This is a genomic window from Rhodophyticola sp., from assembly GCF_965284195.1.
Classification (GTDB): domain Bacteria; phylum Pseudomonadota; class Alphaproteobacteria; order Rhodobacterales; family Rhodobacteraceae; genus Rhodophyticola.
Map to the genome: position 1 here is coordinate 2,927,501 of NZ_CBDIRM010000001.1, position 15,702 is coordinate 2,943,202.

16 protein-coding genes and 1 tRNA gene (1 of these 17 running past the window's edge) are annotated in these 15,702 nt (G+C 64.2%); 7 read left to right on the top strand and 10 right to left on the bottom strand.

Annotated features, from left to right (window positions below; all coding sequences use genetic code 11):
• A protein-coding gene (msrP, locus tag ACQ651_RS14700) for a protein-methionine-sulfoxide reductase catalytic subunit MsrP (protein ID WP_430449687.1) crosses the window boundary here: on the bottom strand, window positions 1-263 show its start. 640 nt of this gene lie to the left of the window's left edge; the window shows 263 of its 903 coding nt (coding positions 1-263); its start codon is at window positions 261-263; its stop codon lies beyond the left edge, outside the window.
• Window positions 264-334: 71 nt separating this feature from the next.
• The gene (locus tag ACQ651_RS14705; protein WP_430449688.1) at window positions 335-1,822 is read right to left on the bottom strand and encodes an FMN-binding glutamate synthase family protein; all 1,488 of its coding nucleotides are present in this window, start codon (window positions 1,820-1,822) and stop codon (window positions 335-337) included.
• 255 nt (window positions 1,823-2,077) lie between these two features.
• Here ACQ651_RS14705 and ACQ651_RS14710 point away from each other — a divergent pair, with 255 nt between their 5' ends.
• Together ACQ651_RS14710 and ACQ651_RS14715 are read left to right on the top strand one after the other, a co-directional pair.
• Window positions 2,078-2,560, top strand: coding sequence for a fasciclin domain-containing protein (locus ACQ651_RS14710; RefSeq protein ID WP_227285903.1), 483 nt, complete (start codon window positions 2,078-2,080; stop codon window positions 2,558-2,560).
• A 94-nt stretch (window positions 2,561-2,654) separates the two neighbouring features.
• On the top strand, window positions 2,655-3,164 hold the full coding sequence (locus ACQ651_RS14715) for a fasciclin domain-containing protein (RefSeq protein ID WP_227285902.1): 510 nt from the start codon (window positions 2,655-2,657) through the stop codon (window positions 3,162-3,164).
• A gap of 74 nt (window positions 3,165-3,238) precedes the next feature.
• Here the strand turns inward: ACQ651_RS14715 and clpB are convergent, their stop codons facing one another.
• The gene (gene clpB, locus ACQ651_RS14720; RefSeq protein WP_227285901.1) at window positions 3,239-5,854 is read right to left on the bottom strand and encodes an ATP-dependent chaperone ClpB; all 2,616 of its coding nucleotides are present in this window, start codon (window positions 5,852-5,854) and stop codon (window positions 3,239-3,241) included.
• Window positions 5,855-5,955: 101 nt separating this feature from the next.
• Window positions 5,956-6,474 (bottom strand): hypothetical protein, encoded by a 519-nt coding sequence (locus tag ACQ651_RS14725; RefSeq protein ID WP_375551342.1) that lies wholly within the window; start codon window positions 6,472-6,474, stop codon window positions 5,956-5,958.
• A 6-nt stretch (window positions 6,475-6,480) separates the two neighbouring features.
• On the opposite strand from ACQ651_RS14725, the gene ACQ651_RS14730 reads away from it, so the two are divergent.
• Complete coding sequence (locus tag ACQ651_RS14730) at window positions 6,481-6,840, top strand: hypothetical protein (RefSeq protein ID WP_430449689.1); 360 nt, start codon at window positions 6,481-6,483, stop codon at window positions 6,838-6,840.
• Window positions 6,841-7,171: 331 nt separating this feature from the next.
• Window positions 7,172-7,888, top strand: coding sequence for an orotidine-5'-phosphate decarboxylase (pyrF, locus tag ACQ651_RS14735; RefSeq protein ID WP_227285898.1), 717 nt, complete (start codon window positions 7,172-7,174; stop codon window positions 7,886-7,888).
• 57 nt (window positions 7,889-7,945) lie between these two features.
• Here the strand turns inward: pyrF and ACQ651_RS14740 are convergent, their stop codons facing one another.
• Together ACQ651_RS14740 and ACQ651_RS14745 are read right to left on the bottom strand one after the other, a co-directional pair.
• The gene (locus ACQ651_RS14740; protein WP_227285897.1) at window positions 7,946-8,230 is read right to left on the bottom strand and encodes an NfeD family protein; all 285 of its coding nucleotides are present in this window, start codon (window positions 8,228-8,230) and stop codon (window positions 7,946-7,948) included.
• Window positions 8,230-9,123 carry an SPFH domain-containing protein gene (locus ACQ651_RS14745; RefSeq protein WP_227285896.1) on the bottom strand — a complete coding sequence of 298 codons (894 nt, stop codon included), beginning with the start codon at window positions 9,121-9,123 and terminating at the stop codon, window positions 8,230-8,232. The genes ACQ651_RS14740 and ACQ651_RS14745 overlap by 1 nt, the downstream gene beginning before the upstream one ends.
• Before the next feature lie 94 nt (window positions 9,124-9,217).
• Here ACQ651_RS14745 and ACQ651_RS14750 point away from each other — a divergent pair, with 94 nt between their 5' ends.
• On the top strand, window positions 9,218-10,471 hold the full coding sequence (locus tag ACQ651_RS14750) for a DNA polymerase IV (RefSeq protein ID WP_227285895.1): 1,254 nt from the start codon (window positions 9,218-9,220) through the stop codon (window positions 10,469-10,471).
• 36 nt (window positions 10,472-10,507) lie between these two features.
• On the opposite strand, the gene ACQ651_RS14755 is transcribed toward ACQ651_RS14750, so the two are convergent.
• On the bottom strand, window positions 10,508-11,368 hold the full coding sequence (locus tag ACQ651_RS14755) for an N-formylglutamate amidohydrolase (protein ID WP_227285894.1): 861 nt from the start codon (window positions 11,366-11,368) through the stop codon (window positions 10,508-10,510).
• Between the two features lie 162 nt (window positions 11,369-11,530).
• On the opposite strand from ACQ651_RS14755, the gene ACQ651_RS14760 reads away from it, so the two are divergent.
• Window positions 11,531-11,605 (top strand) — tRNA-Val (locus ACQ651_RS14760).
• 67 nt (window positions 11,606-11,672) lie between these two features.
• Window positions 11,673-11,798, top strand: a complete 126-nt coding sequence (gene ykgO / locus ACQ651_RS14765; protein WP_010141322.1) for a type B 50S ribosomal protein L36 — start codon at window positions 11,673-11,675, stop codon at window positions 11,796-11,798.
• A gap of 75 nt (window positions 11,799-11,873) precedes the next feature.
• Here ykgO and ACQ651_RS14770 read toward each other — a convergent pair whose 3' ends face one another.
• The 3 genes from ACQ651_RS14770 to ACQ651_RS14780 are packed head-to-tail and all read right to left on the bottom strand — an operon-like array spanning window position 11,874 to window position 15,598.
• The gene (locus tag ACQ651_RS14770) at window positions 11,874-13,307 is read right to left on the bottom strand and encodes a cobyric acid synthase (RefSeq protein ID WP_430449690.1); all 1,434 of its coding nucleotides are present in this window, start codon (window positions 13,305-13,307) and stop codon (window positions 11,874-11,876) included.
• A gap of 35 nt (window positions 13,308-13,342) precedes the next feature.
• Complete coding sequence (locus ACQ651_RS14775; protein WP_430449691.1) at window positions 13,343-13,882, bottom strand: DUF4329 domain-containing protein; 540 nt, start codon at window positions 13,880-13,882, stop codon at window positions 13,343-13,345.
• A 27-nt stretch (window positions 13,883-13,909) separates the two neighbouring features.
• Entirely contained in the window at window positions 13,910-15,598 is a 1,689-nt protein-coding gene (locus ACQ651_RS14780; protein WP_430449692.1) for a peptidoglycan-binding protein, read from the bottom strand.
• Window positions 15,599-15,702 lie beyond the last annotated feature (104 nt).

Genomic DNA, 15,702 nt, shown 5'->3' on the forward strand with positions numbered 1-15,702 from the left:
ATCTGGATCGACCAGGGCTCTGTCGTCATCATATGTGCGTTTCGGGCGGGGTCGTCCTTGCCCGTGCCGAACTCGTAGAAATTGTTGTAGTTAGTGATCTCTTCCCAGCTGTTGGGCTGCAGATCCTGCGCCTGTGCGCGGCCGCCGATCAGCCCGGCCCCCAACAGCGCCCCGCTGCCGGCCATGATCTGGCGACGGTTCAGATAGAGGCTTCTGGGTGTCACATCATCCCATGTGAGCGGGGAGCGATATCGTCCGGCCATGTCAGTCTCCGTCTTGTTTGGCGGCACACTGCCCTAAAACATTGCGCGCGCCCAAGCCAAAGCATGCGACCTCACGAAACTGTTTGCGGCGCGCGATCTGTCGGGAACAATTCGTTCATCGGGATTGACGTGCCATCCGGCTGGACAAGCCGTACATGCCGGCGGCGCAGCAGGCGCGGCTCAGACACGCCGACCGAATGGGCAATCGTCTCGACTTCCTTGACGATGGATTTGCCGTACATTGCGACGCGCTTGTCCTTGTCTTCGACGACCAGACCGGCCTGAAAGCGCGGATCATGGGTCGTGATGCCGGTCGGGCAGGTGTTCTTGTTACATTTGAGCGCCTGAATGCAGCCAAGCGAGAACATGAAACCGCGCGCCGATGTTACAAAATCCGCACCTGCCGCCAGCGCCCAGGCCACATCGCCCGGATTGACCAGCTTGCCCGATGCAACGATGCGGATGCGGTCTTTCAGACCGGCCCTGTTGCGCAGATCGGTCAGAAGCGGCAGCGCCTCGCGGATCGACATCCCCACAAGATCCATCAGCGGCATGGGAGAGGCGCCGGTGCCGCCCTCCCCTCCGTCAAGGGTGATGAAATCCGGCGCGGTTTCCGCGCCCCGCTCGTTGATCAGGTCGAACAGTTCCCGGAACGGCTCCAGACCGCCCATGACCGTTTTTATGCCCACGGGCTTGCCGGTGACGTCACGAATATGGCCGACCATATCCAGCAGATCGGCAAAGTTGCGGATCTCCTTGTGCCGGTTCGGCGACAGGCTGTCCTGCCCGGCGCTGATGCCACGGATCTCGGCGATCTCCGGCGTGATCTTCGCGGCGGGCAGAATGCCGCCCTTGCCCGGCTTGGCCCCCTGCGCCAGCTTCAGTTCGAACATCTTCAACTCGGGCTTTTCGGCAATCGCCCGCAGTTTCTCGTCGTCGAGATTTCCGTCCGCATCCCGCACTCCGTATTTGGCGGTGCCGATCTGAAAGACGATGTCGGCCCCGCCTTCCAGATGATAGGGCGACAGACCGCCCTCGCCCGTGTTCATCCACATGCCCGCCTCGCGCGCGCCACGGCTCAGCGCGCGAACCGCCGGCTGCGAAATCGCACCATAGCTCATGCCCGAAATGTTGAAGAACGACCGAGCCATGAAGGGAATGCGGGCATGCGGCCCGATCTCCATCGGCTCGGATTTGGCGAATTGGTCGTCCAGCGGCGGAAACGGGTCAGGTGTGAAAAGCGGCGTCCCCACCACACTGATGTTCCGGCTCGATCCGAAGGCAAGTGTGTTGCTGCCGCCCTCGGCCGCGTGTTTCACCCAATCCCGCTGCGCCCGGTTGAAGGGAAGCTCTTCACGGTCCATCGCGAAGAAGTACTGCCGGAAGAATTCGCCCAAGGTGGTGAACAACCCGCGGAACCGGCCGATCACGGGATAATTGCGCCGGATCGCGTCGCTTTTCTGGAGCCGGTCGAGCACGCCCACGACAAGGACGATCAGCACGCCGAGACCGATCACCAGCCAGAAAGCCAGCGCCATCGCTTCAAGATACCAGGTCATACACCCCTCCAGCGTTCATCAGGTCATCTTTCCCATCGAGGGGGCCGAGGCAAGTAAAGACGACCTGATCGCCTCACCAAAGATAACGCCCGATAACATCAGTTTTACTGGATTTCGTTAACCACGGCGGCTTAGGGCCGAATCCCTGTTCGTCAAGCCCGCCGGCAACGGATCGCTTATCTTGCCGCGCGTCGAAACGCTTCCATCTGGCAAAGCGCGGGACAACACCCGTTCGATCTTATGGGAGACACTAAGATGATGAGACGTACCCTGCTGGCCCTCGTGGCATCAACCGCCTTGGCCGCACCGGCATTCGCAGACAGCCATTCCATGGACATCGTCGACACCGCCGTTGGCGCAGGTTCCTTCACCACGCTTGTCGCCGCCGTCGAAGCGGCGGGCCTCGTGGACACGTTGAAAGGCGAAGGGCCCTTCACTGTGTTCGCACCCACCGATGATGCGTTTGCCGCGCTGCCTGAGGGCACGGTAGATACGCTTCTTCTGGAAGAAAACCGCGATCAGCTCGTGGCAATCCTGACCTATCACGTCGTTCCGGGCGCGGTCATGTCGACCGATCTCAGCGACGGCATGACCGCGACGACCGTTCAGGGCGGTGACCTGACGATCGGCACCGAAGGCGGTGTGACCGTGAATGGCGCCAATGTCGTGACTGCCGACATCGAAGCCTCCAACGGTGTGATCCACGTGATCGACACGGTGATCATCCCCGAGATGTAAGGCTCATCTCCTTGCTCGACCGGACAGCGGCATAGTGTGCCGCTGTCCACATTTGCACAACACGACTTCAATACACCAGGGAAGGAAAACAACCATGCTTCGCCGTCAATTCCTCACGACCGCTCCGGTCGCACTCACCGCCGCCGCCGCGGGTGCCGCACTTGTTCCCGCGGTCGCGCGCGCGCAATCCGCCACGATCGTGGATCTGGCCGTTGCCACGCCCGATTTGTCCACACTGGTCACCGCGGTGACCGAGGCCGGTCTTGCCGAAACGCTGTCCGGGCCTGGACCGTTCACGGTTTTCGCGCCCACGAATGACGCTTTCGCGGCGCTGCCCGCCGGGACCGTCGAGAGCCTGCTGCGGCCGGAAAACCGCGATCAGCTGGTCTCGATCCTCACCTATCACGTCTCGCCCGCCAGCTATCCCGCCGAAGCGATCGTCGGACAGCGCGGCCGTATTCCGACCGTTCAGGGCGATTTCCTGCGTGCCGACGGCACGGGCGGTGGCGTGATGCTGAACAACTCGGTGAACGTGACGACTGCGGATATCATCGCCTCCAACGGCGTGGTGCATCTGATCGACGCGGTTCTGCTGCCCCACTGATTTACGACCAAGGCATAATGGAAAGCGCCCCCCGCCTGACCGGCGGGGCGCTTTTCTGTCAACCTCCGCGGGATCTAGTGCACAACCGCGTCATCCGGCTTGGGCCGGGTCGACGCACTGACCCGATCACCCACGATCAGACCATCCACTCCCGAGCTGACATGCACGGTGTCGCCATCCCTGACATCCCCGGCCAGGATCATCTCGGCCAGCTGATCCTGCAGGCTGCGCTGGATCACACGCTTGAGCGGACGCGCCCCGAATACCGGGTCATACCCCTCATCGGCCAGCCAGGTCCGGGCACCGTCATCCAGATCCAGCGAGATCTTGCGATCCGCCAGACGTTTCTCCAGACGTGCCATCTGGATCGCGACGATGCCATCCATATCCGCGCGCGACAACCGGTCGAAGATGATCGTCTCGTCCAGCCGGTTCAGGAACTCGGGCCGGAAATGCGCCCGCACCGCATCCATCACGTCGCGCTTGGCGTCCGAGGCATCGGCCCCGTCCGGCAACTGGCTCAGCGCCTGAGCGCCCAGGTTCGACGTCAGCACGATCAATGTCTGCTTGAAATCGACTGTGCGCCCCTGCCCGTCGGTCAGCTGGCCGTCATCAAGCACCTGCAACAGCACGTTGAACACGTCGGGATGGGCTTTTTCCACCTCGTCGAACAAGACGACCTGATAGGGCCTGCGCCGGACCGCTTCGGTCAGCTTGCCGCCTTCGTCATAACCGACATAGCCCGGAGGCGCGCCGATCAGCCGGGCGACAGAGTGCTTTTCCATGAACTCGGACATGTCGATCCGCACCATCGCCTGGTCGTCGTCGAAAAGATACTCGGCCAGCGCCTTGGTCAGTTCGGTCTTGCCGACGCCGGTCGGCCCGAGCATCAGGAACGAGCCAAGCGGCCGGTTCTCGTCATTCAGACCTGCCCGCGCCCGGCGCACCGCATTGGACACGGCGGTGACGGCGGTTCTCTGGCCGATCACACGCTTGCCGATCTCCTCCTCCATGCGGAGCAGTTTCTCGCGCTCGCCCTCCAGCATCTTGGACATCGGAATTCCGGTCCAGCGTTCGACCACGGCGGCGATCTGCTCAGGGCGTACGGCTTCCTCGACCATCACGTCATCCTCGGCCTGCTCCGCCGTCGCCAGTTCCTTCTCAAGCTGCGGGATCACGCCATAGCTCAGCTCCCCGGCCTTCGCCAGATCGCCGTTGCGCTTGGCCTGATCCAGTTCCGCCCGGGCATGGTCCAGCTTTTCCTTCAGCCCGCGCGCGCTTTCCAGCTTGTCACGCTCCGACTGCCATTGCGCCGTCATCTCGGCGGATCGCTGCTGCAAATCGGACAGCTCCCTTTCCAGCTTCTCCAGCCGGTCCTTGGAGGCGGCGTCGTCTTCCTTCTTCAACGCCTCCGCCTCGATCTGCTTTTGCAGGATGTCACGATCCAGCGCGTCCAGCTCCTCTGGCTTGCTGTCCACTTCCATCCGCAGGCGGCTGGCGGCCTCGTCCATCAGATCGATGGCCTTGTCCGGCAGGAAACGGTCGGTGATGTAGCGATGGCTCAGCGTCGCCGCCGCAACCAGGGCCGCGTCGGAAATACGCACCCCATGGTGCAACTCGTACTTCTCCTTGATCCCGCGCAGGATCGATACGGTATCCTCCACCGTCGGCTCTTCCACCATCAGCGGTTGGAAGCGCCGGGCCAGCGCCGCGTCTTTCTCGACATATTTGCGATACTCGTCCAGCGTCGTGGCCCCCACGCAGTGCAACTCGCCGCGCGCCAGCGCCGGTTTGATGAGGTTTGCCGCATCCATCGCGCCATCGGTCTTGCCCGCACCAACCAGCGTGTGCATCTCGTCGATGAAGAGGATGATCTCCCCCGCGGCCGCGGTGATCTCGTTCAGAACCGCCTTCAGCCGCTCCTCGAACTCGCCACGATACTTCGCACCGGCGATCAGCGCGCCCATATCAAGCGCCATCAGCGTCTTGTTGCGCAGGCTCTCCGGCACGTCGCCATTGACGATCCTCAACGCCAGGCCTTCCGCGATCGCGGTCTTGCCCACGCCCGGCTCACCGATCAGGACCGGGTTGTTCTTGGTGCGCCGCGACAGAACCTGCATCGCGCGGCGAATCTCCTCGTCGCGGCCGATGATCGGGTCGATCTTGCCCTCGCGTGCGGCTTCGGTCAGGTCGCGGGCATATTTGCCAAGCGCCTCGTAATTGTCCTCCGCGGAGGCGCTGTCCGCGGTCCGCCCCTTGCGGATGTCATTGATCGCCGCATTCAGGCTCTGCGCGTTGACCGCGCCTGCTTCAAGCGCGCCCTTGGCCGCCGATTTCACCATTGCCAATGCAGTCAGAAGCCGCTCGACGGGCACGAAACTGTCGCCCGCCTTTTCGGCCAGTTTCTGAGCCTCGGACAGAACCTTGGTGGTCTGCCCATCCAGATAGAGCTGCCCGGCATCGCCCGTCACCTTGGGCAGCTTGCCCATGGCGACATCCAGCGCCTCGACAACGCGTTTGGGGTCTCCGCCCGCGCGGGCGATCAGATTGGAAGCGAGCCCCTGATCATCGTCCATCAACGCTTTCAGCAGATGTTCGGGGGCCAGTTTCTGATGGTCTTCGCGCTGCGCGATGGTCTGGGCGGCCTGCACAAACCCGCGTGCGCGATCCGTGAACTTCTCGAAGTTCATCACGTCTCTCCTTCTCAAAAGCGCCTGCCTCTGCCCCGCCCTGATGCGGCACGGGGTCGTCGCAAGCCTCCAATCCTAGATGGGAAATCGTCGACGCGATCTCAAGATTTCTGCTGCACTTTCACGCCAAATTCCCGCGCCAGCGCCCGGGCGCGCGCCTGCATTGCCTTGGAGCGATCTGTCAGGCCCTGTTCGATACGGGCTGTCACATCCGCCATCGGTCCATTCAGGGCCGCGACCCGGCAATAGGCATCGAAGGTCCACACCCGCAGAAAAAGCTTGTCAGACCCGGCCAATCGCACGAAATCAGGCAGATAGGGTTCCGCCGCTCCGGGCGCATATTGCACCGATTGCAGCAGATGCAGGATCGCGTCCGGCTCCGTCAGTTTCGGAAAATTGGCGAAGGCCTCCGCCAGTTGCGCCTCCGACAGGCGCCCGGCCTCGGCCAGCGCCTTGACCATCCATGTGGCCCCCACCTGATCCGGCCCGGCCAACGCATCCAGAATGGCGGTCTCCGCCTCCGGGGTCAGGGGCAGGCCGACAGCATCCTTCAATGGCGCGACGCGCCGCCCGTCAAATGCGGTCAATGCCCTTTGAATATCGTCTTTCCTGCGCACCATCCACACATGCTGCGCCAGACCGGCCCGCTTGCCAAGGCCCGCGCGGGACAATCGGCGAGGGAGGGGCAGGGCAAAGGCCCGGCAGATCCCGTTGGCCGGAAGACCTCGAAGCAATTGGCAAGGGAACTGGAGGGCGCGCCACGCGCCATCCTGCGCGATGTCGATGCGATGACCGAAGCGGGCCTGCCGATCATCGTGCATCGGGGCAATCGGGGCGGCATAGAGTTCGGGTTCAACAACCGGGCCCGCCTGACCGACCTGAATTTTTCCGAGGCCGGGGCGCTGGCTTTGGCGGCCAAACCTGTTCCGTCACCGATGACCGGCGTCCCGAAATGCCCATTCCACAGGCCGATTGAGGCGATCTGAAGATCTCCTCCCGCCGGTTCCAGAAAAGATTGAACCCTCCGCTCTCTTCGCCCGTCCCATGGAGGCACTGAAGGCGCACCCGAGTAGCGGCTCCGAAGATGCACCGAATTTGCAGCCCTGCAGGTGTATCGAGGAGTTCGCTCAGGATGCGCGCGGCCCTGTTCCGGTCGCGTGCATCCACCAAGGCCCGGCCCTCAGCACAGCCGGGCTTTCCAACTGGCCCGGATCTCGGCCGTCACCCCCGAGATCCGGGTATTTTTCGGCCAACCCGATGGACAGGCCCCGCCGCTGCCCGTAATCACCGGACCGAAACCAAACGGGGGGACCAATCGTGACCGATGACAGACTGATCGTTGCCCTGGATGTGCCCGATGCGCTCTCGGGCCTCAGACTGGCCGAGGAGATCGGCGATGCGGTGGGGTTCTACAAGATCGGCCTCGGCATGCTGGCAACGGGCGGGCTGGGTCTTGCCAATGAACTGATACAGGATCACGGAAAGCGTATCTTCCTCGACATGAAGCTCTTCGATATCTCCGCCACCATCGAGGCGGCGGTCAGCCGGCTGGCGCGCTTCGACCTGGATTTCCTGACCGTTCACGGCGACCCGCATGTGGTCCGCGCCGCCAAGGAGGGCGCTTCGGGCACGGAGCTCAAGATCCTTGCGGTCACGGTGCTGACCTCGCTTGACCGGGCCGATCTGGATGCCTGCCTGATCCGCTCCGGCGAGATCCCGGATCTGGTGGTTGACCGCGCAGGCCGTGCCCTTGACGCGGGCGCCGACGGTGTCATCGCCTCGCCGCAGGAGGCCCGGCTGATCCGCGCGCTGCCGGAGGCGGCAGGCCGGTTGATCGTCACGCCGGGCGTCCGCCCGTTCGGGTCCGATCTGGGCGATCAGAAACGTGTCGCGACACCTGCCGAGGCCATTGCGGACGGGGCCGATCATATCGTTTTGGGGCGGCCCGTCTGGCAATCGGCGGACCCAAGGGGCGCCGCACAGTCCATTACCGCCGAAATGAACTCGCCCCAGGCAAGGGCACCCAACAGCTGAGCCGGAGGCGCCACCGAAGGTTGTCCCGATCAGCAGGGCCCGCGCGGCAGCGCGGCGTCAATTGTCATTGATGTCGTGATCGAAGGTTTTCACCGGCCCGTAACGCAGACCGATGAACCGCCTCAGCAAAAGCCACGCAATCAGCGACGTCACTGCGAAAGCCAGCAGCATCACCGGGATGGAGGCCGAAAGCCACAAGGCCAGCGGCCCGCCGACCAGCAGGATAAGTCCCAAGACCGCCGCGCCGATGGCGAAACCCAGCAACACGAAAGACGGGAGCAGAACCTCGCCCACGGCGAGGATCAGGGCCGCCGCCATCCAGGCCCACCATTCGCCCCACATCAGACGCGCCCCTTCAGCATCTGAAACGCCTTGCCGAAGGCATCGACCGCATCCGCCGGCACCACGATCGTCTGTGTTCCCTGGCCTTGCGCAACCTGCGCAATCGCCTTCACCTGTTCCAGCGCGATGTTGTACTGCACCGCTTCCAGACCGCCTTTGCCGATCGCCTCGGCCACGACCCCCGTGGCATAGGCCTCGGCTTCTGCCTCGACACGGCGCGCCTCGGCCGCCTGCCGGGCGGCATAGAGCTCCGCATCGGCGGCCAGTTCCACTGCGCGCCGTTTGCCCTCGGCCTCCGTCACGGCCGCACGCCGCGCGCGTTCCGCGTTCAGCTGCTGCAACATCGCGTCGCGTGTGGCCTGATCCAGCGCCACATCCAGTATCTCGGCGCGTGTAACCTCGATCCCCCAATCGTTCACGGCCGTCTCGACCATGGATTTGATCTGTTCGATCAGCTGGTTCCGGTTGGACTGGACCTCGTCCAGTTCCATCTTGCCAATCTCCGCACGCACGATCCCGGCCACGGTGGTGGAAATGGCCGCATCCACATCGCGGATCCGGTAGACGGTCTTTTCAGGCTCCAGAACCCGGTAGAACACGCTGGTTTCCACCTGAAGCAAGACGTTGTCCGAGGTGATTGCGTCTTGGCTCGCATTGGGCAATTGCCGCTCCAGCACGCTGACCTTGTGGGCCACCCGGTCCAGAAACGGGATGATGAAATTGATCCCCGGCCCCAGCACGGCTTTCAACCGGCCGAAGCGCTCCACCACATGCTGCTCGGATTGCGGAACGATCCGAATGCCAAGGAAAATGCAAAGAATGATGAACCCTGCTAGAAGCAGGATCACGATATTGCCGCCAAGAAGCTCCGAAATCAGTTGATCAAAATCCATTGTGTTATCCTCGGGTTTCATACGGCTATATAGGCCTGCGAGGGGAGATTTGCCTAGATCGGATGTTCTTCCCGTCTGCCAAGGGTGATCCATCATGCCCGCGCTTTGCCGCGACTGTCTGACCATGTTCGAGACCGGCACCCGCTGCCCGGCCTGCGCGCGCCCGCGCATCATCTCCCATCCCGAGCTTTTCGATCTGTCCATCGCCCATATGGATTGCGATGCGTTCTACGCGTCGGTCGAAAAGCGCGATAATCCGGAGTTGCGCGACAAGCCCGTGATCATCGGCGGCGGCAAGCGCGGCGTGGTCTCCACCGCCTGCTACATCGCGCGCATCAAGGGGGTGAAATCCGCGATGCCGATGTTCAAGGCGCTGAAGCTCTGTCCCGAGGCGGTCGTGGTGCGGGGCCGGATGGAGGTCTATGCGCAGGTGTCGCGCCAGATCCGCGCGATGATGGAAGAGATGACGCCCGCCATCGAACCGCTTTCCCTTGACGAGGCGTTCATGGACCTCACCGGAACCGCGCGGCTCCATGGTAAACCCCCTGCCGCGATGCTGGCCGGGCTGGTCAACCGGATGCGGGCCGACCTCGGCATCACCGGATCCATCGGGCTTTCGCACAACAAGTTTCTGGCGAAGCTCGCCTCCGATCTCGACAAACCAAGCGGCTTCTCCATCATCGGCAAGGCCGAAACGATGGCGTTCCTGTCGGACAAACCGGTGCGCATGATCTGGGGCATTGGCCAGGCCGGCCAGGCCTCCCTCGACAAGGCCGGGATCCGCACATTCGCCGATCTGCGGCGATGGGATCGCAAGGCGCTGGCCGACCGCTTCGGCACCATGGGCGACCGGCTTTATTTTCTGTCGCGCGGCGAGGATGCCCGACGTGTCAAACGCGACAGGGCCGTCAAGAGCATTTCCAACGAAACCACGTTTTCCGACGACATCGCCGACCCCGATATTCTCGACGGCCATATCTGGCGCATGACCGAAAAGGTTGCCGCCCGCGCCAAGGCAAAGGCCATCGCGGGGCGGGTCGTGACGCTGAAACTGAAACGCGCCGATTTCACACAGATCACCCGCCGGGTCTCTTTGGGCGATGCAACCCACATGGCGGACCGTATCTACCGGACTGCGCGGGGGCTTTTCGATACCGTCGATCACACCAGACCCTACCGCCTGCTCGGTGTCGGCCTGTCCGATCTGGTGCCGTCGGATCAGGCCGACCGTTCGGGCAACCTGCTCGATCCCGATCAGGCCAAGCGCTATCAGGCCGAACGCGCCGCCGACGCCATTCGCGACCGCTTCGGAAAGGACGCCATCGTCAAGGGCCGGGCCCTGCGCTGATCGGCGGGCGCCGCGCCCACGCGCGACCGGGCCGGATCACTCCGCGGCCAGCGGCATCTGCCCGGCCTGCGGCCCGATCACGCGGTGCAGAACCTCGGTGATCAGGGCCTTGACGTTCTGGAAGTTTCCGTTTGGACGGATCAGCCGCTCATTCATGTAAAGCGACCGGTCGATCTCGATCTGGACCGCGTGCCGCCCGCGCGACGGCCGCCCGTAATGCTGGGTCACGAATGCGCCCGCGAAAGGCGCGTTCCGGCTGACCACAAGGCCCGCCTCTTCGAATGCCGCTTCGATTTCCTCCACCACGGCGCTGTTGCACGAGGCTCCGAACCGGTCGCCCAGAACCACCTCGGGGCGCCGCTGGCCGGGCCGGGAAATCGCATCCAGCGCCTCGTGCGGCATCGAGTGGAAATCAAGCAGGATGGACTGGCCGAACACCGCCTGCGCGCCGCTGACCAACTCTTCCAGCTGTCGGTGATAGGGCCGCCAAACCTGTGAAATCCGCGCCTCCGCCTCATCCAGACTCAGCTTGCCGCGATAGATCACGCGGCCATTGGCCACCACGCGCGGAATAACCCCGAGGCCCGAACTGATCCGCGGGTTCTGCGAGGCGCGTTTGACACCCGCCACCACCCCGGGGTCCAGTTCGTCGGCATTTCGGTTCAGATCCACATAGGCGCGGGGGAATTCAGCAGCCAGAAGCGGCGCCCCAAGCCTCGGCGCATCGGCCACCAGCATGTCCATGAACGCATCTTCCGAAGACCGGATCGCACGTTCGTCAAGCACCGTTCTGCGGGTAAAACTCCACGGATAATGACGCCCGGAATGGGGCGATGCGACAATCACCGGCGTCGATCGGCGATCCGGCATATCAAGGCGGTAGGCGTGACGCGGCATGAAGACCCTTTCCTTCCTTCGAATATAGGCGGATTCTCACAATGACCAAAAGCCTTTGAAAGCTCTTGAACCACCCCCCGACTCCTTTTATAGAGCGGCTTCACTGTGCGGCGGGTGCCGGACCGGGCCGTCCGTCGGCCTGAGCCCATCTCGGTGTCACACGGGCGATTAGCTCAGCGGTAGAGCACTTCGTTGACATCGAAGGGGTCACTGGTTCGATCCCAGTATCGCCCACCATTCACGCCCTTTTCTCAAGGGCTTAACCCCAAGGCGCATCGCCGCGCCGCGACGAAGGAGACAGGCCATGAAGGTCAGGAACTCGCTCCGCTCGCTCAAGCAGCGCCATCGCGATTGCCGCGTCGTGCGCCGCAAGGGCCGCGTTTATGTGATCAACAAGACGCAGCGCCGGTTCAAAGCCCGCCAGGGCTGAGCCATATGCGCATGAGCTGAAAAGGCCGCCCCCCGGGCGGCTTTTTGTTGTTTTGTCCCGTCGTTTGACGACCCGTTACCGCGCCAGGCCCAGCAAGCTGCCGATATCCAGATGCGCCTCCATATGGTCGGCGAGGGCATCCAGCGTCCGTTCCACGGCCTCTCCATGGACAAGGCCCGAAGTCGCAGCCCCGAACCGCCCAAGCCAGGCCGCGCGGAACCTGTCATCGCGGAACATCCCGTGAAGATAGCTTCCCTCCACCCTCCCATCGGCACTGATCGCGCCTTCGGCGGCCCCGGCCACCGTGGCAAACGGCCTTGCCCGGTCGGAACCGTCGCTTTGCCCGATATGGATCTCATAGCCGCGAAACGGCACCCCGCTGGCGCCATGCACGGCCTCGACCTCGCAGAGCCGCTTTTCCGGGGTCATGACCGTCTCGATCTCCAGAAACCCCAACCCCTCGGTCTCCCCCGCCGGCCCTTCGATCCCATCCGGGTCGGCGACCACACGGCCCAGCATCTGGTACCCTCCGCAGATCCCGAGGATGTGCCCGCCCCGCCGGTGATGGGCCGCCAGATCCAGATCCCAGCCCTGCGCCCGAAGGAATGCCAGATCGCCACGGGTGGATTTCGTGCCCGGCACGATCACCAGATCGGCATCCCCGGGAAGGGCCCGGCCCGGTCCCAGCATCGTCACCCGCACCCCCGGTTCCTGCAGCAACGGGTCAAGGTCGTCGAAATTCGCGATCCGCGACAGCGCGAGGCACACAATGTGAAACCCCTGCTCCCGCTTCGGTGCGTGCAGCGACAGCGCGTCTTCCGCCGGCAGCTTCCAGGCATCGCCAAACCACGGCAACACACCAAAGCCGGGCCATCCCGTCCGGTCGGCGATAAACCTGTACCCGTCGTCGAACAGGCTGACATCGCCGCGGAACTTGTTGACGAGAAACCCCGCCACCAGCGCGGCGTCCTCTGGCTCGATAACCGCCTGCGTTCCCACGATCTGGGCGATCACGCCGCCACGGTCGATATCGCCGACCAGCACCACCGGCACATCCGCCGCCCGGGCAAAGCCCATATTGGCGATATCGCCAGCCCGCAGGTTGATCTCGGCGGGGCTGCCCGCCCCTTCCACGATCACAAGGTCATGGGCCGATGTGAGGCGCCGGAAACTCTCCATCACCGCCGCCATCAGCGTCGGTTTCAAGTCGCCATAGCCGCGCGCGGAGGCGGACGCGATCCGCCGCCCCTGCACGACGATCTGCGCGCCCACATCCGTTTCCGGTTTCAGAAGAACCGGGTTCATGTCGGTCAGCGGCTCCAGCCCGCAGGCCATCGCCTGCAATGCCTGCGCGCGCCCGATCTCTCCGCCATCGCCGGTGACGGCGGCATTATTCGACATGTTCTGCGGCTTGAAGGGCGCCACCGACAGGCCGCGCCTGCGGGCCGCCCGGCACAGCCCCGCCACCAGCATCGACTTGCCCACATCCGAGCCGGTGCCCTGTATCATCAGCGCGCGGCCAGCGGACCCGGTTCCGCTCCGCCCTACCATTGGCTTTCCCGCTGCCGAAGCTCCTGCAAGGTATAGCGTTGTGCGATCGGCCCCGCGTCTCCGGCCACGAAATCCGGATCCTGCCCCATGCATCCCGGCCCGCAGAGCTGCGTCGCCACGCCTGTGCGCCCGTCGATGAACCAAAGCCGCCCGCCCGGCGTGGCGACATAGCCGTTCACCCCTTCGGACATGTCGCCTTCCACATCCGTGCTCGACGGCACCTCGCTATCGGCACCGGGGTCGAACCCCGCATGGGTGTGGAAGGAGGCCGTCACCCCGACGAACCGGCTTTCATCGGCCCGGGAAAGGCAGCTGTCATTGCGCCCCCGGGTGACATCCGTCGCCATGTAGCGGCCATCGCCCAACACGCCGATATAGCCGCAATACTCCCGGTTCTCGGCGAATGAGCGCGGCTGAAGCTGGTTCAGGATCGCACGCGCCGCAGCCAGTTCAGCGGCAGGTTGCGCCTGCGACGCGGTCGGATGCGCAACCAGAACACCGGCGACAAGCGCCACAGATTTCCAATTGCGCATCGCCGGGGTCCTTGCACGGATTACACCTCATTGCCGGATAATGGCGCCTACGGAATCCGCCAGCAACCGCACAACGGTCCCCTGATCCAGAAAACCCGTGACCTCCAGATTGCGCGCCTGCTGATACCGACGCATCGCACGCCGGGTGTTCTCGTCGAACTGGCCGTCGACCCGGCCCGGGTCCAGGCCCAGCGCCGCCAGCCGCTGCTCGATCAACTGCCGCGTGACCGTCGGCAGGTTCAGCGCCGCCTCGCGCGCCTCCCACTGGGCCAGCAATGCGGGGTCCTGCCCGCCGCCCCGCAACTCGGCGATCCGCGATTGGGCCGCAGCTGCAAACGATCCGTCGGGATAGGTCTGCAGATAGGTCCGGTAGGCCTCCACAGTGTCGGCGTCCCGGGCCCGGTCCCATGCCGCGCCTTCCTCCGCCGCTGCAGCCTGGCGCGCGGCGGCTTCGATATCGTCAAGTCTTGCGGTGGCGATATCGGCGAACACCCCATCGGGATAGCGTTCCAGATAGGCCCGCAATCCGACCTCGTCGCCGCCCTGCCCGGTCGCATCCCAGAATGCGCGGTCGTTGCGTTCCTGTTCCTCCGCCCGCAATTGCGCCTCGCGCTCCAGCTCGGCCGCGCGCAGATCGCTCATGTCGGACAACCGGGCAATCTGTTCGCGGGTCAGAAACCCAGTCGGGTCGTATCCCGTGGCCTGTTGCCATCCCCGGATCGCGGCGCGGGAGCCGGGTCCGAAGATACCGTCGATCCCGCGCGGATCGTAATCGAGGATCGACAGATCGCGCTGAATGTCCTGGCGCGCGGCGCGGTTCAGCGACAATTCCGCCTCCGCACGTTCGGCACGCTGTGCTGGATTCAGCGCCCGGGCGACCATCCGCGCCTGTGCTTCGTTGGCATTCGGGCCGTTGGGATAGCGTTGCAGATACGCCCTGTAGGACGCTTCGGTATCCAGCTCCGTCGCCGCCGCCCAAAGCGCCATCTCCGCCTCGTCCGAAACCTCGACGGAGGCAGGCGGCACGATCGCATCGGCCGCGCCCCCCTCCGCTTCGGGCGCATCGATGAACGCAAGGCCCGTGGGCAGGAACCCGAACCCGATCAGGTTGTCGGAATCCCACAGCATCGTGGCCACTGCCATGCCGGGTTCCAGCAGGTCCCCGCGCAGGAACCGGGCGATCTCGCGCGCCTCGCCGGTTATCACGGTGACACCCTGCGGCACATCCAGATCGCCGATCCCCGGCTGCAGCCCCGCGCCCAGTTCGATCGCGCGGTCCTCGGTGCCGAGCAGCACCACCGCACGGCCTGCGGCCATCGCCGCGATATCCAGTATCGTGCTTACCGCGATCCCCTGCCCGCCGACGGTTGCCAGATCGGGCGCATCCGTCTCGCGGCCCAGAAACCAGCTTTCGCCGTCCGTGGCTTCCGATTGCGCGAAATGTCCGCCCAGCGCAATGATCATCCGGGCGTCCTCCCCGGTGGCCAGCAAATCGGAGCCCAGCGCGCGGATTTCGGCGGCCGACAGATCCTCCCCCTCGATCACGTCGAAGCCGGCGGTCGCCAGCGCCCGCGTCGCATCGAGCAAGTCGTCCGCCGCGCGGATCGTGGCGGCCTCGTCATAGCGGCTGTTGCCGACAACCAGTGCTGTATCCCCCGCAGCCATGGTTGGGGCGATTGCAGCCAATGCAAAAAAAATCAGGTAATTCGATCTCATTTTTTGAACCTCTTGGACAGTTTGGCCAACCCATAGCATGACGGCCGATGTTACCCGATAACATCGGCTATCAAGCGGCTTCTCGCCGATGTTTGTGCATTTCG